Consider the following 23,603-nt stretch of genomic DNA (forward strand, 5'->3'; position numbering starts at 1 on the left):
ATCCCCCGCGGCTCCCGTAGGGAGTTCACCCCAGCCAGTCGAGCAGCTTGGCTCCCTGTTCCTTGATGGTCAGCACGGAGAAGACGCCGAAGAGGAGGACGCCCCAGATCAGGGCCAGGACGCGGATGCCGCGCGGGCGTACGCGTTCCGGCAGGAACTTCTTGTTGATCAGCAGGAGCAGGCCCGAGTAGAGGAACATCATCAGGCCGCCGACGCAGGCGGAGATGACCAGCAGCACCAGGGGCTGGTCGAAGCCGCCGACCAGCACCAGCACGCCGATCAGGACCAGGCCCCAGACCAGCGCGAAGTAGATGCGGCTCTCCGAGACCCGGCGCAGGTAGCTGACCTTGAGCACGTCAGCGGCCAGCCGGCTCGTGTAGTCGACGATGCCCATCGCGGCGGCGAACAGGGAGATCGCGCCGATCGCCCAGAACAGGACGCCGAACCACTCGCCGACGAGCTCCTTGAGCCGCTCCCCCTCGACCTCGAGGAAGCTGACGCTGTTGGCCAGGCCGGGCACGCCGAAGACGGTCGAGTAGGACAGCAGCGACATCAGCGTGATGGTCACGATCGTGATCAGCACGAAGGTGTAGAGCTGCTCCTTGTTGGCCAGCTTCCACCACTGCTTCCAGCGGGCCAGGTTGGCGTCGTTGTCCTCGAAGACGAAGCCGGCCGAGTCCGGTGCGGCCTCCTCCTTGCCGGTGATCGGGCTGACCAGGCGCGGCACGTACGCGCCCATCCCGAAGCCCTTGTCCCGGATCCAGTTGGACTGCACGAGGTTCTGGCCGCCGCCGGCGCCGGCGAAGACCAGCGCGGAGAGCATCAGCGCGAAACCGAGCTCGGTCGGAAACTCCGGTCGCACCACGTCGTGCCCGAGCGCCGACCAGGCGTCGCTGGTCACCGCGAAGATCAGCGCGATCACGATGAAGAGGAGGACCAGGCCGACCTTGAGGAACTCGACCCGTTCGAGGACGGTGTAGATCACCGGGGCCAGGGTCAGCGTCACGCCGATGAGCGCGAGCATGCCGACCGCGACCCAGCGCGGCTCGCCGCCGAAGATGTAGGTCAGCATCGTGGCGGAGCTCGTCGCCCAGCCGGGCCAGAGGTTGGCGAAGTAGGTCAGGATCGCGAAGACCAGACCCCAGTGCCGCCAGGTGCGCGAGAACCCGGTCAGCGCCGTCTCGCCGGTCGCCAGCGTGTAGCGCTCGATCTCCATGTTGAGGAACCACTGGGTGATCAGGCCGACGGCCGCCGCCCACAGGAAGACCAGACCCACCTGCGAGGCGATGTACGGGAAGAGGATGAACTCGCCCGAGGCCAGCCCGACGCCGGCGGCGATCACCCCCGGCCCGATGATCCGCCAGTGTGACCGTGGCGCTTCGGGCATGTCGCGGACTTTGACCTCGTGCTGCACGTGCCGGCTGCGGAAACGATCAGCGGCTGTCTGGGTCATGGAAGCCTCCCGGGGCAGAATGGCGGCCCTCCTTCCCCATATCGACAGACGTCAAACCCGTAGAGTCCTCATCGTCCGGACTGTCCTTTATGTTACGAATAGGAGAGACCGGCTCGCTTACGAGGAGGCTCAGGTGCGCAGACGATCACTGTGGAGCGTCGCGGCCCTGGCGGCGGCCTCGCTGGCGGGCTGGTACGGGGTCACCGTCGGCGGCACGGGTGCGAACGCCGACCCGGCTCCCGAGAAGGCCACGGAGGCGCCGATCTTCCCGGGCCGGATGCCGCCCCTCGGGGTGAAGCTGCCGGCGTCGGAGGCGTCCGGGCTGATCGCGAGCAAGACCTACCCGGGCATGTACTACTGGCTGCGCGACGGCGGTTCCAGCAAGCCCGGCAAGCCGCGCGACGCGATCTGGGGCATGCGGATCTCGGCGGGCGGCATGCCGGAGGCGGTGCGGGGCGACGAGCTTTTCCCGTCGTACGCGGTCACAGGCGCGAAGAACCTCGACTGGGAGGACCTGACCGTCGACGACGCCGGTGCGCTGTGGATCGGTCAGCTGGGTGCCAACAACTGCAAGGACCAGCAGCGGCTGCTCCGGGTGGCCGAGCCGGCACCGGGCGGTTCGGGGCCGCTGGACGTGGTGGCGTCCTACACCCTGCGGTTCCCGGACAACACGAAGCCGGGGTGCCGCACGTACAACTCTGAGGCGCTGCTCTGGCTCGACGGCCACTTCTACGTGTTCGCCAAGACCAGCGGCACGCCGGTCTACCGGGTCGACCTGCCGTCCGGCACCTCGGGCGAGGCGAGACTGACCCGGATCGGCCGCTTCGGCCGCGGCGTCGACAACATCTCGTCGGCCAGCATCTCGGACGACCGCACGCGGCTGATGGTGCAGGACCACGAGCGGCTCTGGGTCTACACGACGGACGCGGGGCGGTCGGGCGACGACTTCATGAAGGACGCGATCAGCCGGGCGGCGAGCGGAACGGCCCGCTTCGAGGCGTCAGGCGGCGCCTCGGTCGAGGGCGGCACCTTCGTGCGAGGGACCCACGACATCGCCTTCGTGGCGGAGGACGGCAACCTCTACCACGCCCGCCCGAAAACCTACGGCGAGCCCGCCTGGACCCCACCGCCCACCGTGCCGCCGGTGCCCACGGTCCCGCCGATCCCGACGGTGCCACCGATCCCGACGGACCCACCGCTACCGACGATCCCGCCGGTGCCGACGATCCCGCCGCTACCGACGTGGTACGACCCGTTCTTCGACGACCTACCGACACTTCCCACGGATCCCGGCGACCCAGCCACAGGCACAACCGAGGCGGCCGCAGCGGACTGACGACCAGCGAAGCAAACATGGGATGGCATGTATCCACATGCCATCCCATGTGCGTCCGCGCGACCAACGACGGACCTGGCAAGCGCAGCGAAGCGGAGCGATCCCTCGCGGGAGGAACGGTCCGCACCACCGCGGACCCGAGTCATGATCTAGCTCTTGATCTTGCTGTTTAGCCAAGCGTCTCGTGGACGAAGCACCACTTCCAGTTCTCGCCCGGCTGGAACGACTTGATCACCGGGTGGGAGGTCTCCTTGAAGTGGGCCGTGGCGTGGCGGTTCGGTGACGAGTCGCAGCAGCCCACGTGGCCGCAGGTCTCGCAGAGGCGCAGGTGCACCCAGTCGTGTTCGCCCGCGGCCAGGCAGTCCTGGCAGCCCTCGGTGGTCTGCGGATCCGGCGAATCGGCCAAGGTGATGTCGTCGCAGGTCATTCGTCCCCCATCAGTCTTCTTCGCGGCGGGTGAGCAGGGATTCCTCGAGGTCGAGATCGCGGTAGGCGCGGTTGAGCACCTCTTCCGGAATGCGACCCTCGTCACGGGCCGTCCGGAACACCTCGCGCTCGGCGTCGATCATCTCTTGCCGGAGTCGACCGTACGCCGCCGACGGGGTCTCCCGCCCGTCTCCGCCCAGCCGTTCCCACGCGGTGTTGGTGCGGTCGACCACCTGCTGGCGCAGCCGCTTGACCACCGACTGGGGTGCGCCCTCCGAGTTGGCCTCCAGCCGCTCCTTGGCGGCCCTGGTCGCGGCCTGCTGCACCGCCGCCTCGGCCAGGAAGTCCTTCGTCGGGTCCTCGGGCGGCAGGCCGAGCTTGCGCGAGAAGGTCGGCAGGGTCAGGCCGAACACCAGGAGCGTGAAGAGGATCACGGCGAACGCGATGAAGATGAACACGTCACGCGGATAGAGGGCCTCGCCCTCGCCGGTGCCGACGCTGGGCAGGGCCAGGGCGGCCGCCAGGGTGACCACCCCGCGCATGCCGGCCCAGCCGATGATCACCGGGTGTTGCCAGGTGAACGTGCCTTCGCGGCTGCGGATCCGGGCCGACAGCCGGGGAATCCAGCCGCCGGGCAGCACCCAGACGTAGCGGGTCACGATCAGCGTGCCGATGACCGCGAACGTCGCCCCGATCACGGTGCCCCAGGGGGTGCTGATGTCGTCGATGACCGTGCGCAGCTGGAGGCCGACCAGCAGGAACACCAGGCCTTCGAGCAGGAAGCGGACGAGGCGCCAGAACGCGTCCATCTGCAACCGCGAGCCCGCACCCATCAGGGTCGGCATGCGGTGCCCGAGTGCCAGGCCCGTGACCACCACCGCGACGACGCCGGAGGCGTGGATGGCCTCGGAGGGCAGCACGACCGCCCACGGGGTGAGCAGCGAGAGCGCGTTGTCGAGCAGCGGGTCCTTGATGCGCTTGTGCAGGAAACCGAAGATCATGGCGCCGGCGATGCCGATCGCGATGCCGCCGCCCGCGGAGATGAGGATCTGCTCGCCGACCTCGCCGAAGCCGACGGCACCACCGGTCGCGGCGGCGGTGGCTACCCGGAGCAGCACCAGCGCGGTGGCGTCGTTGATCAGGCTCTCGCCCTCGAGGATCGTGACGACCCGTCGTGGGAGGCCGATCCTTCGCGCGATGGCCGTTGCCGAGACGGCGTCCGGCGGGGCCACCACCGCGCCGAGCGCCACGCAGATCGCGAACGGTGCCTGCGGCAGGATCAGGTGCACCACGAAGCCGACCGCCAGGGCCGTGAAGATCACGAGCCCGACGCCGAGCAGCAGGATCGGCCGCAGGTTGAACCGGAAAGCCGGCACCGAGGTCTGCAGCGCGGCGACGTACAGCAGTGGTGGCAGGACGCCGATCAGCACGAACTCGGGTTCGAGGTGGAAGGTCGGGAATCCCGGCAGGAACGACAGGGCGAGGCCGAGGATCATCAGGACGATCGGCGAGAGAAACCCGATCTTGCGCGCCAGCGCCGCGCCGAAGACGGCGACCGCCAGCAGGATGACGATCTCGTTCAGCCCTTCCATGCGCGGAATGCTATGTGGGCGCGGCGGGCCGCGACCAGTCAGTCCAGCTGTGGCAGCACCTTCGCGCCGAACGCCTCGATGAACGCGGTCTGCTCCTGACCCACGTGATGCAGATAGATCCGGTCAAAACCGATCTCCGCGTACGAGCGCAGCCTGGCCGCGTGCCAGCCAAGGTCGGCGGAGATGTCGACGATCCTGGCGACCGTGGCCATCGGCACGTCCTCCGAGACGGCGTCGAAGTGGTCGGTGAGCTCGAGGTCCCAGCAGACCGGCGGCGGGAACACGTTGGAGCGCCACTGCTCGTAGGCGATGTGCTCCGCCTCCTCGTCGCTGCCGGCCCAGCTCAGGTGCGCCTGAAGGCAGACCGGCCCGCGCCCGCCCGCGTCCCGGTAAGCGGCGACCATCCTGCGCAGATGGTCGTGCGGCGCGTTGACCGTGATCAGCCCGTCGGCCCAGTCGGCACACCAGCGGGCGGTCTCGACGCTGACAGCGGCACCGACGAGGGCGGGCGGCTCGGTCGGCCGGGTCCAGAGCCGCGCCCGGTCGACGGTGACGAGCCCGTCGTGGCTGACCTCCTCACCGGCGAGGAGCGCCCTGATGACGTCGACGCACTCGCGCAGCCGGGCGGCGCGCAGGTCCTTGCGCGGCCACCCGCCGCCGGTGATGTGCTCGTTGCTGGCCTCGCCGGTGCCGAGGGCGGCCCAGAAGCGGCCCGGGTACATCGCCGCCAACGTCCCGATCGCCTGGGCGATGATCGCGGGGTGGTAGCGCTGCCCCGGCGCGTTGACGACGCCGAACGTGAGGTCGGTGGCCTGCAACGCGGCGCCGAGCCAGGACCAGGCGAACCCGGACTCACCTTGGCGAGCACTCCACGGCGAGAAGTGATCGGAGCACATCGCCGCGCCGAACCCGGCCTCCTCGGCCGCTCGTGCGGCGTCGAGAAGCGCGCGTGGGTGAACCTGCTCGTGGGAGGCGTGCCAGCCATAGACCGTCATGCGGTCGGTAACTACCCGCCGACGCCGGTCGCTACACGACCCCCACCGGTGCCGGCTCGGGGACGGGGGCTGGAGCCGGGTCGGTGACGCGGATCCGGGCCACCACGACGGCGGCGGCAGCGAGGGCGACCCCTGCCGTGCCGAAGGCGAAGGCGGCACCGCGGGCCGTCGCGAGTGCGCCGAAGCAGACCGAGCCGAGCGCGCCCGCAGCCTGCAGCGCCAGCGACTGCACGGAGATCACTGTCGCTCGTTCGGTGGGCAGGACCCGGGTGTGCAGCAGGGTCGCCTGCGGGGCCGCCGTCACGCCGAGGCCGACGAACAGCAGCAGGTAGGCCGCCGCGACCACGGGCACGCCGACCGACGCTTCGTGCAGGCCCGGACCGGCGAACGCGACCCCGACCAGCGCCGCCGCGCCGAGGGCGAGGCCCGCGACGCCGGCCCTGACCGCCGAACCGAGGCGGCGCTGCACCCACGGGCCGAGCAGGCTGCCCGCCGCGCTCGCGGCGAAGCCGGCCGCCGCGACGACCGCGTAGGTGGACGCACCCCGCTCCGGGTCGCCGACCAGGCCGGCCAGCCAGCCCGGCGTCAGCAACTCGATCGCGGACAGCGCCACGCCGACTCCGGCCCCGGCCAGCAGCAGCCGGGCCAGCACCCCGTCGCGCAGGCCGAGCCGGAGGCCCGCCGCCACCGTCGCCGGTACGCCCCGCAGCACCGCGCCGACCGTGGTCCGGGGCCGTGGCGGCTCCGGCATGCCGAACACCGTGACCGCCAGGCGGGCCAGCTCGACCAACGCCGCGATCGCCACCGGGACCGCCAACGCCGGCAGCCAGAGGACCGCGCCCACCGCCAGCGGGAGCGCGCCGCCGACCAGCGTGCCGATGCCCAGACCGACGGACGACGCGGCCTCGCCCCGGGCCAGGCCCCGGGGCAGCGACGCGTCCGGACCTTCGACGGCGTGCATCGTGTCGACGAACCACGCCTCGTCGGGTCCGCTGGACAGCGCCCGCGCGATGCCGCGCAGCACCGCCGACGCGGCGAACAGCCAAAAGCCGTCGGCCACCGCCAGCAGGGCCAGGCCAGCGAAGCTGGCCACCGCCGACGCGGCCAGCACGGTGCGCCGGCCGATCACGTCGGCCAGCCCGCCCGTCGGCAGCTCGAGCGCCGCCGTCGTCACCGAGAAGACGAGCACGACCGTGCCGATGGCCGCGACGCCCAGGCCGCGCTCCAGCATGAGCAGGATCTTGGTCGCCAGGTAGAGGCCCGTCGGCAGCCAGAAGAGAAAGACCAGCAGCGCGTAGCGCCGTTCGGCGCCGCGGCCGGTCATGACTCGTCCGCCACGTCGGCCCAGCCCGCCGGGTCGATCCGCGGGAAGCCGCCGAAGTGCAGCAGCACCGTCCGCGCGTCCGGGTCGGAAGCGTCGGCCGCCGCGTGCTCGTCGATCAGCTCGATGATCCGTCGCTCCAGCTCGTGCAGCGAACGTGCCGACAGCCGGGCGCGCAGGTCGCTCATCCCGGCGGCCGCCACCCATTCCGGCGGCAGGTCGGCCTCTGCCACCTCGTAGGCGGAGACCGCGCGTTCGAGCGCCGCGAGCTGGTGCCGGCGCATGAGCGACACCGCGGCGCGGCCCTCGGCCGTCTTCGCCAGTGAACCGGTGTCCCACGACGTGGTGGCATGGCTGGCCTGCCAGCGCCGCTCCCGCCCGTCGCGCTGCTCGGCCTCCTCGACGAACCCGTAACGGGCCAGCTTGCGCAGGTGGTAGCTGGTGGTGCCCGTGTCTGTGTCGAAGCGCCGGGCCAGCTCGGTCGCTGTGGCCGGTCCGTCGGCCCGCAGCGCGCCCAGCATCCGCACCCGCAACGGGTGCGTCACCGCCTTCAGCTCATCGACCTCGGTGATGATGCGATCCGCCATGTGACGGACCGTACCAACTACAGAGATAATTCTGCAAACAAAATTCTGCGATGCGTCGGGTCAGCCCACCCACACCGTCTTCGCGTTGCAGAACTCACGGATGCCCAGGTCGGCCAGCTCCCGCCCGTAGCCCGACTCCCGGACGCCACCGAACGGCAGTTGTGGATGCGACGTGGTCATGCCGTTGACGAAGACCTGACCCGCGTCGAGACCGGCGACCCACCGCTCCTGCTCCGCCGGGTCGTTGGTCCAGGCGTTGCTCCCCAACCCGTACGACGTGCCGTTGGCCAGCTCCAACGCCTCGTCCACGGACTCGACCCGGTAGAGGCCGGCGACCGGGCCGAAGACCTCCTCCTCGTACATCCGCATGTCGCCGGTCAGATCGGTGACCACCGTCGGCGGGTAGTACCAGCCCGGCCGGTCCGGCGCCCGCCCGCCGGTCAGCACCGTGGCACCGCGGGCGACCGCGTCGGAAACCTGCGCGACCACGTCGTCGCGCACCTGCTCGGTCGCGAGCGGGCCGATGTCGGTGCCGTGGTCGAGCGGGTCGCCGACCGTCAAAGAAGCCATCCGGTCCGTGAACGAACGCGCGAACGCGTCGTAGACGTCGCCGTGCACGATGAACCGCTTCGCCGCGATGCACGACTGGCCGCCGTTCTGGCACCGGGCCTTCACCGCCGTGGTCACCGCCCGGTCGAGGTCGGCCGACGGCATCACCACGAACGGATCGCTGCCACCGAGCTCCAGCACGGTCTTCTTGAGCGCCCGCCCGGCGATCGCGGCGACCGAACGACCGGCCGGCGCGCTGCCGGTCAGCGTCGCGGCGCGTACCCGATGGTCCAACAGGATGTTCTCGATCGCGTCGGAGCCGACCAGCAGCGTCTGGAACGCACCCGTCGGGAAACCCGCCCGGGCGAACAGCTCCTCCAGCCAGAGCGCGGTCTGCGGCACGTTCGACGCGTGCTTGAGCAGCCCGGGGTTGCCGGCCATCAGCGCCGGCGCGGCGAACCGCATCACCTGCCAGAGCGGGAAGTTCCACGGCATCACGGCCAGGACCGGACCGAGCGGCTCATAACGGGTGTACGCCCGGGAGGCGCCGACCGCGCGCGCATCGGCGGGCACGTCGGCGAGCATGGCCTCGGCGTGGGCGGCGTAGTAGCGGCAGGCCGACGCGCACTTCGCGACCTCGGCCTTGGCCTCCAGCACCGGCTTGCCCATCTCGAGGGTGACGAGCCGGGCGACCTCGATCTGCTCGTTCTCCAGCAGCAGCGCGGCTTCGCGCATCCAGGCGGCCCGCTGGTCGAAGGTGGCGGCCCGCAGCGCCGCGACCGCCTCCGCGGCGTTGGCGAGGATCTGCTCGATCTGCTTCTCACCCATCGGCTCGAACGTCTTGAGCATCTCGCCGGTCGCGGGGTTGGTCGTGGCGATGGGCATGGCGTCTCCTATTCGAAGAGCGAGTGGTGCACTCCCGGCTCGGCGCGGTGGCGCGCCCGGCGGCGGCGCTGGATGACCACCAGGTCGACGGCCGCGGTCAGCACGACCACGCCGCAGAGCACGGAGAGCACCAGCAGGTCGGCCCGGGCGGCGAGCCAGGTCAGCACGGCGAAGACGACCAGACCGAAGACGGCGAGGACCAAGCGGAGGTTCAACGCCGAGTACGGGTGCCCGACAGTGCCCCGCGCGCCGCGCGGCTGACCTCCGGGACGGTTTCCGGTCATACGGGACGACTACCCGTCCCTGACCCGGCTAACCCGGTGGCGGCGTAAAGCGGAACACGTTGCCACCGAAGTCGTCGCTGACCAGCAGCGAGCCGTCGGCGAGGAGGGCGATGTCGACCGGCCGCGCCCACGGCGACTCGGCGCCGAGGAAGCCGGTGGCCAGGTCGTGCTGGTCGCCCGGGCGGCCGTCGACCCACGGAAAGTTGATCACCTTGTAGCCGGTCGGCTGGCTGCGGTTCCAGGAACCGTGCAGGGCGATCACCGCACCCAACGACGGCACGAAGGTCAGCCCGAGCGGCGCCGAGTGGGCCTGGATGCCGACGTCGACCGGGGTCGCTGCCCCGCAGTCCGCGGCCTCGCCGCCGCGGTTGAGCTCGTAGTCGCGTTGGAAGGGCATGTCGCGCAGCCCGCCCGACGGGTCCGGGTTGCAGAACGGCCAACCGTAGAAGCCACCCTGCTTGATCTTGATGAACTCCTCCGGCGGGTGGTTGTCGACGTACGCGGTGTCCTTGCGGCCGGTGGCCGGGTCGATGATGTTGTCGCGGTTGTTGACCACGACCCAGAGGTCGTGCGTGCCGGGCGCGATGGCCAGCCCCTCGGCGTTGCGCAAACCCTTTGCCACCAAGGCTTTCCCGGTGTTGTGGCCGGCGGCGTCCCAGCGGTAGACCGAGCCGCGGATCGGGTCGCTGACCGTGTCGGAGGCGCAGGCGTTGCAGGTCGACGCGATCGAGACGTAGAGGGTGTCGCCGTCCAGCGCGATGTTCTTGAGGACGTGCCCGTACTTGCCGCCGAGCTCCGGAAGGCTCTCGTCGGGCAGGCCGTCGACGATCACCTCGGGGGCACCGGCCGTGGCCGCCAGCGGATAACGGACCACCCGGTCGACCGCGGCCACGTAGATCCACTGCCGCCCGCCGACGGTGGCGAGCACCAGGTCGTGCGGGCGGTCGAGGCCGGAGAGGAAGGTGGTCGGCTCGCCACCACCCGGCGGGATGCGCATCACCCGACCGGCGTCGGGGCGGGAGACGAGCACCGCGCCGTCAGGCAGCGCGAGCAGGAAGCGGGCCTTGGGCACCCGCGCGTACACGGACGCGGTCCAGCCCTCGGGCAGGTTCACCGAGTGCTCGGTGCCGGCGATCGGCACCGGGGCCAACCCCGTGCCGGGCGAGACGGTGCCGGTCGGCGCCACCTCTGGCGGCGCCGGGTCCTGGGTGCAGCCGGCCACCAGGGTGGCCAGCAGTGCGAGCAGGGCTAGGGGTCCGGCCGGGCGCATGGTTGCAACCTACCCGGCCGGACCCCGATGCCGGTCAATGCCCGTATCTGCCGTGCCCGTACCAGTCGCGCCGCCCCCGCCAGTCGCCACGACCCTGCACGTCGCCCCGCGAGTACCAGTCACCACGGTTCGAGCGCGCGTAGTACGCACGCCTCCCCCAACTGGCCCAGTGCAGGAAGAACAGCAGGACGATCAACGGGAAGACGGGGAAGAACAGCGCGCCGTTGGCGATGAACAACGCGGCGAAGAGCACCCCGATGGCGGCGAGGATGCCCGCCCGGCGACGCACGAACATCTTCATCTCGGCCTTCGCCTGTTCCTGCGCCTCGGGCGTACGCGCGAGGGCCGCGCGGCCACCGTCGGGCAGGTCCGCGGTCAGCGGGCCGAGCTCGTCGCGGTACGTCGCGCCATATGCCGCGGCCAGCCGCTTCTCGCCCTCGTCGAGGTTGAGCCGCCCCTCGGTCATGGCGGCGCGCAGGATGGTCGCGATCTGTTCGCGTTCGGCGTCCGAGGCTCGTAGCCGCGGGCCTGTTGGCGTGGTCATGGCTCCCTCCGCTCATGTCGACCTTCTACAAGACTGCTCCTTTCCGCGACCGATTGCCTGCGGCCTGTGACGGCTATCCCGCTACTACGCAGGGAGTAGACGGATGTGGCGCATGTGGCGGCAATACTCCCCACGCGGTACGCCGGCCGGGTCTGTCGGCGGATGACCCGGGTGTGCGGCGTGCCCTAGCGTCGGTGCCATGCACGCGCCGGAGGACGCCTGGCCTCGCGCGCCCTGGGTCAGACCCGGAGAGCCGCGACGGTACGGGCGGCACGGCGCGGGCCTGGCCACGCTGCTCTCTCTGGTGCAGGTGATCGGCGCCCAGGCGGCGGCCCGCGACGTGGGCACCGAACTCGGCTATCCCCGGGCGGCGCTGCTGCTCGTCGGCTCGGTCGCGCTGGCCTGGCGACGCCGCGCACCCCTGCCGGTGCTCGCGGTCGTGCTCACGGCCACCCTGGCCTACGCCTTCTCCGGTCACCCGTACGGCCCCTTCTTCCTGGCCGCCACCGCCGCCTACTTCTCCGCCGTCGCGCAGGGTCGCCGGACATCGTCGCTGGTGCTGTCGGCGGCGGCCGTGACGGCGTACCTCTCGTGTGGCTGGTGGTTCCCGGATGCGGTTGGTGTGCCGGACGGGTCCGCCGTGACCCCCCGGCAGGCCGTGCTGGCCGGTGCCTGGCTCGTCGCGGTGCTCGCGGCCGGCGAGTTCAGCCGGGGGCACCGCGCCCAGCGCGCCGCGCTCGCCCGGATGCGGGCCGAACAGCGGCGCATACAGGAGGAACAGGAAAGGCGGCAGGCCAGCGAGGAGCGGCTGCGGATCGCCCGCGAGCTCCACGACGTGCTCGGCCACCATCTTTCTCTGATCAACGTGCAGGCCGGGGTCGGGTTGCACCTGATAGACCAGCGGCCAGAGCAGGCGCGGGAGGCGCTCACGGTGATCAAGTCGGCGAGCGCGGAGGCGCTGCGGGAGGTGCGGTCGGTGCTCGCCGCGCTGCGTCCGGCCGAGGAGGCGGCGCCGCGGACCCCGGCGCCGGGGCTGGACCGGCTGGCCGAGCTGACCTCCGGTGCGGGGTTCCCGGTCGAGACGACGGTGACCGGGGTCGCCCGGCCGCTGCCGGCCGAGGTCGACCGGGCGGCGTTCCGGATCGTGCAGGAGGCGCTGACCAACGTGCGCCGGCACGCCGGTCCGGCGGTTTCGGCGACGGTGTCGGTTTCCTACGGGCCTGACCGGGTCATGCTGCGCGTCGTCGACGACGGACCGCCGCCGGGCGCTGGGTCGTCGGCGGCGTCCGCGGGTGCCGGTGAGGCCGGCAACGGGATCGCCGGGATGCGCGCGCGGGCGGTCGCCCTGGGTGGCACGGTCACGGCCGGCCCGGATCCTGACGGCGGCGGTTGGCGGGTCGAGGCGGTCCTGCCGGACAGGGAAGAATCCGACCGATGATCAGCGTGCTGCTGGCGGACGACCAGGCGCTCGTACGCGCCGGCTTCCGTGCCCTGCTCGACGCGGAGCCCGACATCACCGTGGTCGCCGAGGCCGGCGACGGCCTCGCGGCGGTGCGGGCGGCGGCGGCCAGCCGGCCCGACGTGGTGCTGATGGACATCCGGATGCCGGGCGTCGACGGGCTGGAGGCGACCCGGCGGATCACCACCGACCCCGCGCTGACGGCCACCCGGATCGTCATCCTGACCACGTTCGAGCTCGACGAGTACCTGTTCGAGGCCCTCCGGGTCGGCGCCTCCGGCTTCCTGGTCAAAGACACCGAGCCCGTCGAGCTGATCCGCGGCGTGCGGGCGGTGGCGGCCGGCGACGCGCTGCTCTCCCCCGGCGTCACCCGGCGGCTGATCGCCGAGTTCGCGTCCCGGGACCGCCGGGCCGTGCCGCCGCTGCCTCCGCCTGACCAGCTGACCGACCGGGAGCGCGAGGTGGTCGCGCTGGTCGGCGCCGGGCTGTCCAACGACGAGATCGCGGCCCGTCTGGTGGTCAGCCCGGCGACGGCGAAGACCCACGTCAGCCGGGCGATGGTCAAGCTGTCGGCCCGCGACCGTGCCCAGCTCGTGGTCTACGCCTACGAGGCCGGCCTGGTCCGGCCATCGTGGACGGACTAGGGCTGGCGGGGTCCCGGCAGCTGGGGCGGGTTGGACCAGTACGCGGCGCGCGGCCGGTAGAGCTCGGTGGTCCGGCGGGCCAGGTCGGTGGTGGCCGACGAGTTGGCCCAGGTGCCGAGGATGATCGCCGCGCCCGGCACGATCTTCGCGAAGATGCGCTTGGCCGCCCGGATGCCGGCCATCTGGGCCAGCTTGACGCCGAGCTTGACCAGCACGCGGTGCATCGGCGTGCCGCCGCCGCGCAGCAGCACGCCCGCCTTCTCCCGGCCGGCCGCCACGCCCAGCGCCAGCCGGGCGGTCTCGGCGACCTTGTGGACCTTCTGGAGCACCAGCAGGTCGGTGGCCCGCTCGGGCTCGCGCGGGTCGACGCCGTACGCCGCTGCCACGTGCAGCACCATCCGCGCCTGGTTCCAGGCGAGCACGCCGACGTCCAGCACGGCACCCGCGATGCCGGTCGCGCCCGAGACGGCGCCCGAGAGCCGGGCCAGGTTGACGAACCGGCGCACGGCGAGGTCGGCCAGCGCGTCGGGCGGGATGCCCGGCCGCTGCGCGCGGGTGCGCTCCTGCCACTCGTGGGCCTCGGGGCCGAGCCGGCGCACCGCCTCCAGCGCGAGGTGCTCCGGCGCGTACTGCGGATCGGCCTTCATCTTCTCCCACAGGCCTGCCGGTGGAGCGACGGCCTCGGGCGCGGGCTCGGTGGCCTCCGATCCGGACGGTGGCATGGGGGGCGGGGTGTCGGCACCCGTCTCTGGGTGGGTCACTGCGTCCTCCGGGGGGATTCGGGAAGGCACTCTTTGTACCCCAGCCGCACCACTGTCACGCCCGGACTGGAGCGGCCGGCAGAGTCGGATACCCGTTCCGTACTTCACCCGTTGACCTGAAGTGCGGTAGCGTGCCCGCCTGACTGACCGTGATCAAGAACCGTGAGGGCGCGCATGTCCACGGCCGGCGAAGAACCCGGCGAGCTGCGGATCGGCGGCTGGCTGCCACCGGCGGAGCTCTCCGCCGACGCTGACGACGACCAGGTCACCCAGCTGATCCCGGCCGTGCCCACGCAACCGCGGAGCGGATCCGTGATCGGCGACGACGGTGGGACGCCGCTCAGCGGCGCTCGCCGGCCCGGCCGGCGCGTGCTGCTCGCCGTCGTGGCATCGGTCACCACGGTCGCGGTGGCGGCCGGCGTACCCCTGCTGATCTCGGCCATGGACCAGCCCGATCCGCCGAACCAGCTCGTGCTGCCCGCCCCGAGCGCTTCGGCCGGGCCGGACGTCACGCCGAGCGACCTGCCGACCAGCCGGCCGACCAAGCCGCCAGCCAGCCGGGGTGCGGTCCGGCCGCCGGCGCACGCCCCGACCTCGCCGGCCAGGACGACTGCGACGCGGCAGGACACCGCCGCGAAGCCGACGACGCAGGTGCTCGAGGCCGAGGCCGCCGATCTCGACGGCTGGGCCCGGACGCGCCGGCTCGACTCCGCGTCCGGCGGCCAGGTCGTCACGGGGATCGGCTACCGCCGCGGCGAGCTGACCTTCAGCGGGGTGAACGCCCCGCGTGGCGGCCAGTACGACCTGGTCCTCTCCTATGTGGCCGACGACAGCCGCCGGGCCTCGATCGAGGTCAACGGTCAGTCCGTCGGCCGGTTCGACTTCCCGTCGACGGGCAGTTGGCAGACGGTGAAGACAATGACGGTCCGGCTGCCACTGGCAGCCGGACCGAACACCGTCGAGCTCTCCAACTCGGATGGCTGGGCGCCGGACTTCGACCGGATCGCCCTCACCACCACAAGCTGACTTACTTCATCAGCGCGTCCACGACGGCCGTGGCGCGGTACTCGTGCTGGGCGTACGCGTCGGGGAACGCGGAGACCTGCACGGCCTGGGCCGCCGCCGTCAGCGGCATGTTCTTCCAGTTCGGCACCCGCTCGAGCGCGTCGAGGAAGGCACCCGCCGAGTACGACGGGGTCATCAGGTCCTTGACGGCGCCCCAGCCGGACGTCGAGCGCTGCTGGAACAGACCCACCGAGTCGTGGTCGGAGCCACTGCCCTCGTGGTGGTAGTTCTCCGACTCCGGCACCGCGGTGCTGGCCAGGTTGAGCAGCTGGCTCTCCTGCATGGCCGTCGCGACCGCGATGACCGCGCCGCGCTCGCCCATGCCACGCTTCTCGGCGGCCTTGACGATCTGCAGAGCGTTGTTCATCTGGGTCTGGCTCAGGCCCATGACCGGCTTCGGCTGCACCGGCCGCACGGACTTGGCGGAGTTGGCCTTCTTGGTGGCCTTCTGCTCAGCCCGCTTCTCGGCCTTGTGCTCGGCCTTCGGACGCTCGACCGACGGGGTCGGCTTGTCGGCGCCCTTGCTGCCGCCGCCACTGTGGCCGCGCTCCTCGCCGTGCCCGCCCGAGGTGGGCGGCGCGGTCGGGAACTGGCTGATCTCGGCCTTCTTGGCCGACTCGACCGCGGCGACCGCGGCGGTGGTGGCCTTGGTGTCGGTGTGGTTCTGGGTGGCAGCGGCCACGCCACCGGCGGTGGCCACGCCGACCGCGGCCAGCATGCCGCCCGCGATCGCGATCCGCGCGGGGCCGCGCTCGCCGAGGACGCTGCGCATCTTGTCGTACGCGGGCAGGGCGGTCACGCGGTCGCGAGAAGCGGTCCACATGCCGGCGGCACGCTCGGCGTACGGGTTGGCCTTGATCGAGTCGGCCGTCCGGTTCAACCGGTTCCGGGTCGAGTTGCTCATCTGCGAGGTCCGGAAGACCAGTCGCTCCTGGAGGCGGCGGGCGCCGGTCGGCCGTTCGATCGAGTCGTTGGTTTCGGGGGAACGGTCCGCGGGGGTAGCGGCGCCGTTCTCGGGCTCGAGGGTGTGGTCGTCACGCATTGGACGAGGCTAGGCAGACGGCCAGCCGATTACCCACTGTTATTTAGTGGCAGTTGCCACAAAAGCCGAATATCTAATCGGTCAGTCGATATCGGGCGCTCACGGTATGCACATAGCCTCGCGTAACCGGCAACTCGGAAAATAGCCAAATACCAGCACTCATCCGAGGTTCCGCCCTATTTTGACTCTACGTACGGTGACATTCGATGACGCCGTCGGATCGGCCCTCAGACACCCTTGGGGGGTATCCGAGCGACCCTTCGCTGAGGGGTCGCACGACTACTCTGCGTATAGAAATGACCGACAAACCGGGGGTCAGGCCCGCCTTCCGTCAGCCGCCGGTGGAATGCAGGAAGATGGACGCGTGGTTGCCCATACCGGTAACCCACCACAACTCAGGGAGGTAGGACCGCGGTGCTCGATCCGCATGCGCTCTACGAGCTTTCCGGCGACCTGCCCGATATGGGCGAGCCGGTGCTGATCCAGACGCTGTCCGGCTTCGTCGACGCCGGCAACGCCACCCGGCTCGCCCGCGAACATCTCCTGGCCACGAGCGAGAGCCGCGTCGTCGCGACCTTCGACATCGACCAGCTGCTCGACTACCGGTCCCGGCGCCCCCCGATGGTCTTCATGGAGGACCACTGGGAGGAGTACGCCGACCCGGTTCTCGAGCTCCGCATGCTCCGCGACGACGCCGGCACTGCTTATCTCATGCTCGGTGGCCACGAGCCCGATCTGCATTGGGAACGGTTCACCAAGGCCGTGATGAGCCTGATCGACCGGTTCCGGGTCAGCGTGACCATCGGCCTCAACTCGATCCCGATGGCCGTGCCGCACACCAGGCCGGCCGGCGTCACCGCGCACGCCACCCGGCGCGACCTGATCAGCGGCTACGAGCCCTGGCTCCAGCGGGTCCAGGTGCCGGGCAGCGCCGGCCACCTGCTGGAGTTCCGACTCGGGCAGGCCGGGAAGGACGCGATCGGCTTCGCCGCACACGTGCCGCACTACGTCTCCCAGGCCGAATACCCGGCAGCGGCGGAAGTGCTGCTCTCCTCCGTCTCCCGCACCACCGGCCTCCTGCTGCCCACCGAGGGCCTGCGCACGGCGGCCGACGCGGTCCGGGTCGACATCGACCGCCAGGTGGAGGAGACCAACGACGCCGCCGGCGTGGTCCACGCGCTGGAGGAGCAGTACGACGCCTTCAACCGCGGCCGGGCCAGCAACATGCTCGGCCCGCAGACCGGTCCCCTGCCCACCGCTGACGAGCTCGGAGCCGAGCTGGAGCGCTTCCTGGCCTCCCAGCCCCGCCCGGGCGACAACAACCCGGGGTCCTGATGCGCATCGCCACCTGGAACGTCAACTCGGTCAAGGCTCGTGAGCCCAGGCTGCTGGCCTGGCTCGACGAGAAGAAGCCCGACGTGGTCTGTCTCCAGGAGGTGAAGTCGACCACCGAGCTGTTCCCCACCGAGCAGGTCGGTGAGCTGGGTTACACCGCCGCCACGCACGTCGACGGTCGCTGGAACGGGGTCGCTCTCCTGTCCCGGGTCGGCCTCGACGACGTGGTGCGCGGTTTCCCCGGCGAGCCGGGGTTCCCGGACCCGGAAACCCGGGCGATCTCGGCGACCTGCGGCGGTCTGCGCATCTGGTCGATCTACGTCCCGAACGGGCGCACTCCGGACGACCCGCACTACCAGTACAAGCTGACCTGGCTGGCGGCCCTCCGCGACGCGGTCGCCGCCGACCTGGCCGGCCACGCCGAGCTGGCGGTCTGCGGCGACTTCAACGTGGCGCCGACCGACGCGGACGTGTGGGACCCGGCGGTCTTCGTCAACTCGACCCACGTGACCGCGCCGGAACGGGCGGCGCTGACCTCTCTGCTGGACACCGGCCTGCGCGACGTGGTGCCCACCCCGATGAAGGGACCGTTCCCCTTCACCTACTGGGACTACCGCGCCGGGATGTTCCACCAGAACAAGGGCATGCGGATCGACCTGGTGTACGCGACCCCGGCGGTGGCCGACCGGGTCTCGTCGGCCGTGGTCGACCGGGAGGCGCGCAAGGGCAAAGGCCCGTCCGACCACGCGCCGATCATCGTGGACTTCTAGCTTCGACCAGCGAGGCGAAGACGATGATGTTGTCGACGTAGCCGATGCTGCCGCCCTTGAACTCGCCGCCGCACGTGATCAGGCGCAACGCCGGCCGCGTGAAGTCGCCGTAGATCCGGTCGATCGGCTGGTCGGACTTCTTGAACTTCTCGACCGAGTTGACCTCGAAGATCGCCACCGAGTCGTCGCGCCGTTCCACCTCGATGCGCGCGCCCGGCTTGACCTTGGACAGGTCGTGGAAGATCGACGGCCCGTCGCGGGTGTCGGCGTGCCCGACCAGCACCGCGGGGCCGTATTGTCCCGGCGTCGGGCTGTTCTCGAACCAGCCCGCCTGGTTGTGCTTTTCCAGCGCCGGCACCTCGATCGAGCCGTCGTCGGCCAGACCCACGTCGTGCACCGGCGCGTCGACCTTCAACGACGGGATCCGGAGCTCCACGGGACGGCTCGGCTCCAGCACGGGGAACGTCCCCGGCGGCGGCACGTCGTCAGGCCCGAACGCGCCCTTCTGCACGATGCCGGAGAACGTCGCGATGGCCCCGACGGCGATCAGCACCACTGCCAGCGGTCCGGACAGCTTCCCCTTGGCCATGTCGCTAAGGCCTTTCTCGCGGATGGCGGTGCCGCGAGGTACGGGCGGCGTAGGCGCCCGGGGGTGCCGCGCCCTCGAGGTCGGCGTCGGTCGGCAGGCGCTCGGCGACGGCAGCGCGGACGTCGAGGGCGGTCGAAGCGCCGCTATGGTCCACGAGACAGGCGCCTAGGCGGTGCGCCGCCGGCGCAGCGTGACCATGGCCAGAACCAGGCCGGCCGCCAGCGCGGCCACGCCACCGGTCAGCACCACGGTGCTGTCGTCGTCGCCGGCCGTGCCGCCGAAGCCGGTCGCGGGGCCGCGGCTGGGCCGGCTGTCGTTGAGCACGTTGAGCGTGGCCTCGGCGCTGCCGGCCAGGAAGCCCGGGCAGTCGAGCACGACCCGGTAGGACCGGGCGCGGGTGTCGGCCGGGATGGTCACCGCGCCGGTCAGGTGGCCGAACTGCGGCTCGACGACCACGTCGTCGAACGCGGTCGACTCGACGGTCGCGGTGTCGTTGTCCTCCGGCGGGTCGTCGTCGGCCTCGGTGCAGCTGGCCCGGATGCCCACGATGTAGCCGGCCTCGACCGTGCTCGGCGTGAGCTCGAGGAACAGGCCGTCGGGGACGTCGGCCACCGTCGGGGTGGGTGTCGGCGCGGGCGCGGCGAACGCCGGCGCACCCGACATGACGATCATCAGGGCCGCAACCGCGGCCGTGGCCAGCACTCGACGACCGGACATCGCGACCTCCCTGCCGCCCGTGCGTCGATTGTCGCATTTGGAGCGCCCACGCGACACCTGTCAAAATCGGTCGGTGAGTGCTATCGCTGTGTCGCATATCCGCACCTTCCATAACCGTGGAGGGCGGATGGGTGACCGGCATCACGATGCCCTGGAACGGCTGTGGCCGCTTTACGGGCTCTCCGTCTCGTCCGACCCGCTCGACGCCCCCGCCCTGTTCGGCCGGTCCGCGCCGCTGGTCGTGGAGATCGGCTCCGGGATGGGAGACGCGACGGCGGCGATGGCGGCGGCCGACCCGGACCGCGACTACCTGGCCGTCGAGGTGCACGTCCCGGGCATCGCTTCCCTGCTCAGCCACATCGAGACGCGTGGGCTGAGCAACCTGCGGATCGCCCGTGGCGACGCCATCGAGCTCATGACGCACATGCTGCCCCCGGACCGGCTCGACGCGGTGCATGTGTTCTTCCCTGACCCGTGGCCCAAGCTCAAGCACCACAAGCGGCGCATCATCCAGCCCGCGCACGTGGCGCTGCTGCGCTCGCGGCTGCAGCCCGGCACGGGTGTGCTGCACTGCGCCACCGACTGGGCCCCGTACGCTGCGTCGATGCTGTCAACCCTGTCGGCCGACCCCGAACTGGTGAACACCGCCGACGGGTACGCGCCCCGGCCCGCGTACCGCGCGGTCACGCACTTCGAACGGCGTGCGGCCCGGCAGGGGCGCGACGTGTTCGACCTGGTCTTCCGCCGGCGCGCCGCGTGAACCTCGCCGACCGGATCCCGGCTGACGTCACGCCGGACTCGCTCTTCGACGCGTTCGCGGGCTGGGCGAGCGAGCGCGGCCTCACCCTCTATCCGCACCAGGAAGAGGCGTTGATCGAGCTCGTCTCGGACGCCAACGTCATCCTGAACACCCCGACGGGCTCGGGAAAGAGCCTGGTCGCGACCGGTGCGCACTTCGCGGCGCTGGCGTACGGGCGACGCACCTTCTACACCGCCCCCATCAAGGCCCTGGTCTCCGAGAAGTTCTTCGACCTCTGCCGGATCTTCGGCGCCGAGAACGTCGGCATGCTGACCGGTGACGCCGCGGTCAACGAGACCGCGCCGATCATCTGCTGCACGGCGGAGATCCTGGCCAACATCGCGCTGCGCGACGGCACGTACGCGGATGTCGGTCAGGTCGTGATGGACGAGTTCCACTTCTACGCGGAGCCGGACCGGGGCTGGGCCTGGCAGGTGCCGCTGATCGAGCTTCCGCACACGCAGTTCCTGCTGATGTCGGCCACGCTCGGCGACGTGTCGCGGTTCGAGACGGACCTGACCCGGCGCACCGGTCGGCCGACGGCGGTGGTCAAGTCGGTCGACCGGCCGGTGCCGCTGATGTACACCTACGCGGTCACGCCGATGCACGAGACGTTGCAGGAACTGCTGGACACCCGGCAGGCACCCGTGTACGTCGTGCACTTCACGCAGGTCGCCGCGCTGGAGCGGGCGCAGGCGCTGATGTCCGTGAACGTGGCCACCCGGGCCGAGAAGGACGCGATCGCCGCCGCCATCGGCAACTTCCGGTTCTCGGCCGGGTTCGGGCGCACGCTGTCGCGGTTGGTGCGCCACGGGATCGGCGTGCACCACGCCGGCATGCTGCCCAGATATCGGCGGCTGGTCGAGACGCTGGCCCAGGCCGGGCTGCTGAAAGTCATCTGTGGCACGGACACGCTCGGGGTCGGCATCAACGTGCCCATCCGGACGGTCCTTTTCACGGGACTGTCCAAATACGATGGTCAGCGCGTACGGCTGCTCAAGGCTCGTGAGTTCCACCAGATCGCGGGTCGGGCCGGGCGCGCGGGGTTCGACACCGTCGGCACGGTGGTGGTGCAGGCGCCGGAGCACGTGATCGACAACGAGCGGGCGTTGGCCAAGGCGGGTGACGACCCGCGCAAGCGGCGGAAGGTCGTCAAGAAGAAGCCGCCGGAGGGCTCGATCGGCTGGGGACGGGCGACGTTCGACCGGCTGATCGAGGCCGAGCCGGAACCGCTGCAGTCGTCGTTCCACGTGTCGCACGCGATGCTGCTCAACGTGATCGGCCGACCGGGCGACCCGTTCCAGGCCATGCGGCACCTGCTGACCGACAACCACGAGGAGCCGGCGGCCCAGCGACGGCACATCAAGCGGGCGATCGCCATCTACCGCGCCCTGCTGGCCGGCGGGGTGGTCGAGCGGGTCTCGCCGCCGGACGCGTCGGGCCGGACCGTGCGGCTGACCGTGGAGCTCCAGGCCGATTTCGCGCTGAACCAGCCGCTGTCGCCGTTCGCGCTGGCCGCGATCGAGCTGCTGGACCGCGAGTCGCCGGACTACTTCCTCGACGCGCTGTCGGTCCTCGAGTCCACTCTGGACGACCCGCGTCAAGTGCTGTCGGCCCAACGGTTCAAGGCCCGCGGCGAGGCAGTGGCGGCGATGAAGTCCGAGGGGATCGAGTACGAGGAGCGGATGGAGCTCCTGGAGGAGGTCACCCATCCGCGTCCGCTGGCCGAGCTGCTCGAAGACGCGTACACGATGTATGCCCGTGGTCATCCTTGGGTCTCCGACCACGAGCTGGCGCCGAAGTCGGTGGTCCGCGACATGTACGAGCGGGCCATGACCTTCGGCGAGTACGTGTCGTTCTACGGGCTGTCGCGGTCGGAGGGGCTGGTCCTGCGGTATCTGGCGGACGCTTATCACGCGTTGCGGCGGACCGTGCCCGAGGACTCGCGGACCGAGGAGCTGTCGGATCTCATCGAGTGGCTCGGCGAGCTGGTGCGGCAGGTCGACTCCAGTCTGCTGGACGAGTGGGAGCGGCTGCGCGATCCGCAGTCGGTCGACGAGGAGGTCGCGGACATCGAGCGGCCGCCGCCGGCCGTCACCCGCAACCGTCGGGCGTTCCGGGTGTTGGTCCGCAATGCGCTGTTCCGCCGCGTGGAACTGGCGGCGTTGCGGGACTGGGAGTCACTCGGGGAGCTGGACGGAGCGGACGGCTTCACGGCGTCGGAGTGGGCCGAAGCTTTGGCCCCTTATTTCGACGAGTATGCCGATATTGGCGTCAGTCCGGATGCGCGTGGTCCGTCCCTGTTGCTGATCGATGAGAAACCCGACCGCTGGGACGTTCGGCAGATCTTCGACGACCCCGAGGACGACCACGACTGGGGCATCGAGGCCACGGTCGATCTGGCCGCTTCAGACCTCGCGGGGGTAGCCGTGGTGACCGTGACCCGGGTGGGCACAGCGGCGTCTTTCGATTAGAATAGGTGTACGAAAATCGCCGCTGACCAGCGGAGATCTTGAGGCCTGGAGGGCACCTGTGACCTCACCCGCCGTCCCGTACGCCACTCTTCTCGCCTTCGCCCGCTACGTCGACCGCACCGGCCCGGCCAAGGCCACGTTCGTGGGCGGCCTCCGCAAACAGCGCGAGTCCCGCTCAGGCTTCAACCCCCACGGCCAACTCATCAAAGCCCTCAAAAGCGACATAGCCTTCCACGGCGAAGGCCGCCACCTCCACGCGGTGGTCAACGAGGTCAAACCACGCTGGAAGCCGCTCTACGAGGCTCTACTACCGGGCGCCCTGACCTACCTAGGCACGCTGGACAAGGACACAGACCTAGCCCAGACCCGTGACGCGATCGCCATGGTGGGCGACCTCCCGGTAAAGATCAACCCCCACTTCGGCCTACGCCACCCAGACGGCCAAGCCGAAGCGGTCCGCCTGCACATGGACGAGCAACCCCCGAGCCGCGAAACGGTGATGGCCACGCTGCACCTGATGAGCCGCCACATGGACCAGGTCCTCCCCCACGCGCAACCAGCCCTGGTAGACCTACGCCGCGGCACCATCCACCGCCCCGACCCGTCGGTAAAGGCCGCGCAGGTCGAACAATGGCTAGCCGGCGAAGCAGCAGCCTTCCGCGCAACCTGGTCGGTAGCGGCGTAACCGCGCCGCCGGCGGGAAGCG

General features: G+C 70.9%; 23 protein-coding genes. 9 read left to right on the top strand and 14 right to left on the bottom strand.

Annotation, left to right across the window (positions count from 1 at the left end; genetic code table 11):
• Positions 1–25 precede the first annotated feature (25 nt).
• Positions 26–1,453, bottom strand: a complete 1,428-nt coding sequence (locus tag AB0J88_RS16760) for an Nramp family divalent metal transporter (RefSeq protein ID WP_364343799.1) — start codon at positions 1,451–1,453, stop codon at positions 26–28.
• Positions 1,454–1,586: 133 nt separating this feature from the next.
• Here AB0J88_RS16760 and AB0J88_RS16765 point away from each other — a divergent pair, with 133 nt between their 5' ends.
• Complete coding sequence (locus AB0J88_RS16765) at positions 1,587–2,789, top strand: hypothetical protein (RefSeq protein WP_364343796.1); 1,203 nt, start codon at positions 1,587–1,589, stop codon at positions 2,787–2,789.
• Between the two features lie 169 nt (positions 2,790–2,958).
• Here AB0J88_RS16765 and AB0J88_RS16770 read toward each other — a convergent pair whose 3' ends face one another.
• From AB0J88_RS16770 to AB0J88_RS16810, 9 genes are read right to left on the bottom strand one after another with little or no spacing between them, the layout of a single operon-like run.
• Positions 2,959–3,216 carry a UBP-type zinc finger domain-containing protein gene (locus AB0J88_RS16770; protein ID WP_364343793.1) on the bottom strand — a complete coding sequence of 86 codons (258 nt, stop codon included), beginning with the start codon at positions 3,214–3,216 and terminating at the stop codon, positions 2,959–2,961.
• Positions 3,217–3,226: 10 nt separating this feature from the next.
• Entirely contained in the window at positions 3,227–4,807 is a 1,581-nt protein-coding gene (locus AB0J88_RS16775; protein WP_364343790.1) for a Na+/H+ antiporter, read from the bottom strand.
• A gap of 38 nt (positions 4,808–4,845) precedes the next feature.
• A complete protein-coding gene (locus AB0J88_RS16780) occupies positions 4,846–5,802 on the bottom strand; it encodes a TIGR03885 family FMN-dependent LLM class oxidoreductase (RefSeq protein WP_364343787.1) in 957 nt (318 codons plus the stop codon).
• A 31-nt stretch (positions 5,803–5,833) separates the two neighbouring features.
• Positions 5,834–7,126, bottom strand: a complete 1,293-nt coding sequence (locus AB0J88_RS16785) for an MFS transporter (RefSeq protein ID WP_364343784.1) — start codon at positions 7,124–7,126, stop codon at positions 5,834–5,836.
• Positions 7,123–7,710 carry a helix-turn-helix domain-containing protein gene (locus AB0J88_RS16790; protein ID WP_364343781.1) on the bottom strand — a complete coding sequence of 196 codons (588 nt, stop codon included), beginning with the start codon at positions 7,708–7,710 and terminating at the stop codon, positions 7,123–7,125. The genes AB0J88_RS16785 and AB0J88_RS16790 overlap by 4 nt, the downstream gene beginning before the upstream one ends.
• Positions 7,711–7,770: 60 nt before the next feature.
• The gene (locus tag AB0J88_RS16795; protein WP_364343779.1) at positions 7,771–9,144 is read right to left on the bottom strand and encodes an NADP-dependent succinic semialdehyde dehydrogenase; all 1,374 of its coding nucleotides are present in this window, start codon (positions 9,142–9,144) and stop codon (positions 7,771–7,773) included.
• 8 nt (positions 9,145–9,152) lie between these two features.
• Positions 9,153–9,428, bottom strand: coding sequence for a DUF6343 family protein (locus tag AB0J88_RS16800; RefSeq protein WP_364343776.1), 276 nt, complete (start codon positions 9,426–9,428; stop codon positions 9,153–9,155).
• A 28-nt stretch (positions 9,429–9,456) separates the two neighbouring features.
• Positions 9,457–10,698 (bottom strand): gluconolaconase, encoded by a 1,242-nt coding sequence (locus tag AB0J88_RS16805; protein ID WP_364343773.1) that lies wholly within the window; start codon positions 10,696–10,698, stop codon positions 9,457–9,459.
• 34 nt (positions 10,699–10,732) lie between these two features.
• On the bottom strand, positions 10,733–11,242 hold the full coding sequence (locus AB0J88_RS16810; RefSeq protein ID WP_364343770.1) for a DUF1707 domain-containing protein: 510 nt from the start codon (positions 11,240–11,242) through the stop codon (positions 10,733–10,735).
• Positions 11,243–11,441: 199 nt separating this feature from the next.
• Between AB0J88_RS16810 and AB0J88_RS16815 the strand changes: the two genes are divergently transcribed.
• Together AB0J88_RS16815 and AB0J88_RS16820 are read left to right on the top strand one after the other, a co-directional pair.
• A complete protein-coding gene (locus AB0J88_RS16815; protein ID WP_364343767.1) occupies positions 11,442–12,680 on the top strand; it encodes a histidine kinase in 1,239 nt (412 codons plus the stop codon).
• On the top strand, positions 12,677–13,345 hold the full coding sequence (locus tag AB0J88_RS16820) for a response regulator transcription factor (RefSeq protein WP_364343764.1): 669 nt from the start codon (positions 12,677–12,679) through the stop codon (positions 13,343–13,345). The genes AB0J88_RS16815 and AB0J88_RS16820 overlap by 4 nt, the downstream gene beginning before the upstream one ends.
• Here AB0J88_RS16820 and AB0J88_RS16825 read toward each other — a convergent pair.
• Entirely contained in the window at positions 13,342–14,067 is a 726-nt protein-coding gene (locus tag AB0J88_RS16825; RefSeq protein WP_364344579.1) for an EcsC family protein, read from the bottom strand. The genes AB0J88_RS16820 and AB0J88_RS16825 overlap by 4 nt on opposite strands.
• A gap of 213 nt (positions 14,068–14,280) precedes the next feature.
• Here AB0J88_RS16825 and AB0J88_RS16830 point away from each other — a divergent pair, with 213 nt between their 5' ends.
• Complete coding sequence (locus AB0J88_RS16830; protein WP_364343761.1) at positions 14,281–15,132, top strand: carbohydrate-binding protein; 852 nt, start codon at positions 14,281–14,283, stop codon at positions 15,130–15,132.
• A gap of 1 nt (position 15,133) precedes the next feature.
• Here AB0J88_RS16830 and AB0J88_RS16835 read toward each other — a convergent pair whose 3' ends face one another.
• Complete coding sequence (locus AB0J88_RS16835) at positions 15,134–16,213, bottom strand: hypothetical protein (RefSeq protein WP_364343758.1); 1,080 nt, start codon at positions 16,211–16,213, stop codon at positions 15,134–15,136.
• Positions 16,214–16,627: 414 nt separating this feature from the next.
• On the opposite strand from AB0J88_RS16835, the gene AB0J88_RS16840 reads away from it, so the two are divergent.
• Together AB0J88_RS16840 and AB0J88_RS16845 are read left to right on the top strand one after the other, a co-directional pair.
• Complete coding sequence (locus AB0J88_RS16840; protein WP_364343755.1) at positions 16,628–17,548, top strand: PAC2 family protein; 921 nt, start codon at positions 16,628–16,630, stop codon at positions 17,546–17,548.
• Positions 17,548–18,318 (top strand): exodeoxyribonuclease III, encoded by a 771-nt coding sequence (locus tag AB0J88_RS16845; RefSeq protein ID WP_364343752.1) that lies wholly within the window; start codon positions 17,548–17,550, stop codon positions 18,316–18,318. The genes AB0J88_RS16840 and AB0J88_RS16845 overlap by 1 nt, the downstream gene beginning before the upstream one ends.
• On the opposite strand, the gene AB0J88_RS16850 is transcribed toward AB0J88_RS16845, so the two are convergent.
• Both AB0J88_RS16850 and AB0J88_RS16855 read right to left on the bottom strand, forming a co-directional pair.
• On the bottom strand, positions 18,302–18,907 hold the full coding sequence (locus tag AB0J88_RS16850) for a class F sortase (protein ID WP_364343749.1): 606 nt from the start codon (positions 18,905–18,907) through the stop codon (positions 18,302–18,304). The two genes, AB0J88_RS16845 and AB0J88_RS16850, sit on opposite strands and share 17 nt — an antisense overlap.
• A gap of 165 nt (positions 18,908–19,072) precedes the next feature.
• Positions 19,073–19,624 (bottom strand): hypothetical protein, encoded by a 552-nt coding sequence (locus AB0J88_RS16855; RefSeq protein ID WP_364343746.1) that lies wholly within the window; start codon positions 19,622–19,624, stop codon positions 19,073–19,075.
• Between the two features lie 127 nt (positions 19,625–19,751).
• Between AB0J88_RS16855 and trmB the strand changes: the two genes are divergently transcribed.
• From trmB to AB0J88_RS16870, 3 genes are read left to right on the top strand one after another with little or no spacing between them, the layout of a single operon-like run.
• On the top strand, positions 19,752–20,384 hold the full coding sequence (gene trmB / locus AB0J88_RS16860) for a tRNA (guanosine(46)-N7)-methyltransferase TrmB (protein WP_364343744.1): 633 nt from the start codon (positions 19,752–19,754) through the stop codon (positions 20,382–20,384).
• Positions 20,381–22,897 (top strand): DUF3516 domain-containing protein, encoded by a 2,517-nt coding sequence (locus tag AB0J88_RS16865; protein ID WP_364343741.1) that lies wholly within the window; start codon positions 20,381–20,383, stop codon positions 22,895–22,897. Before trmB ends, AB0J88_RS16865 begins: the two co-directional genes overlap by 4 nt.
• A 58-nt stretch (positions 22,898–22,955) precedes the next feature.
• Positions 22,956–23,582: a hypothetical protein gene (locus tag AB0J88_RS16870; protein WP_364343738.1), complete on the top strand. Its 627-nt coding sequence runs from the start codon at positions 22,956–22,958 to the stop codon at positions 23,580–23,582.
• The last annotated feature ends 21 nt before the right edge of the window (positions 23,583–23,603 follow it).

The sequence above is a fragment of the Asanoa sp. NPDC049475 genome (assembly GCF_040676915.1).
In the GTDB taxonomy this organism is placed as follows: domain Bacteria; phylum Actinomycetota; class Actinomycetes; order Mycobacteriales; family Micromonosporaceae; genus Asanoa.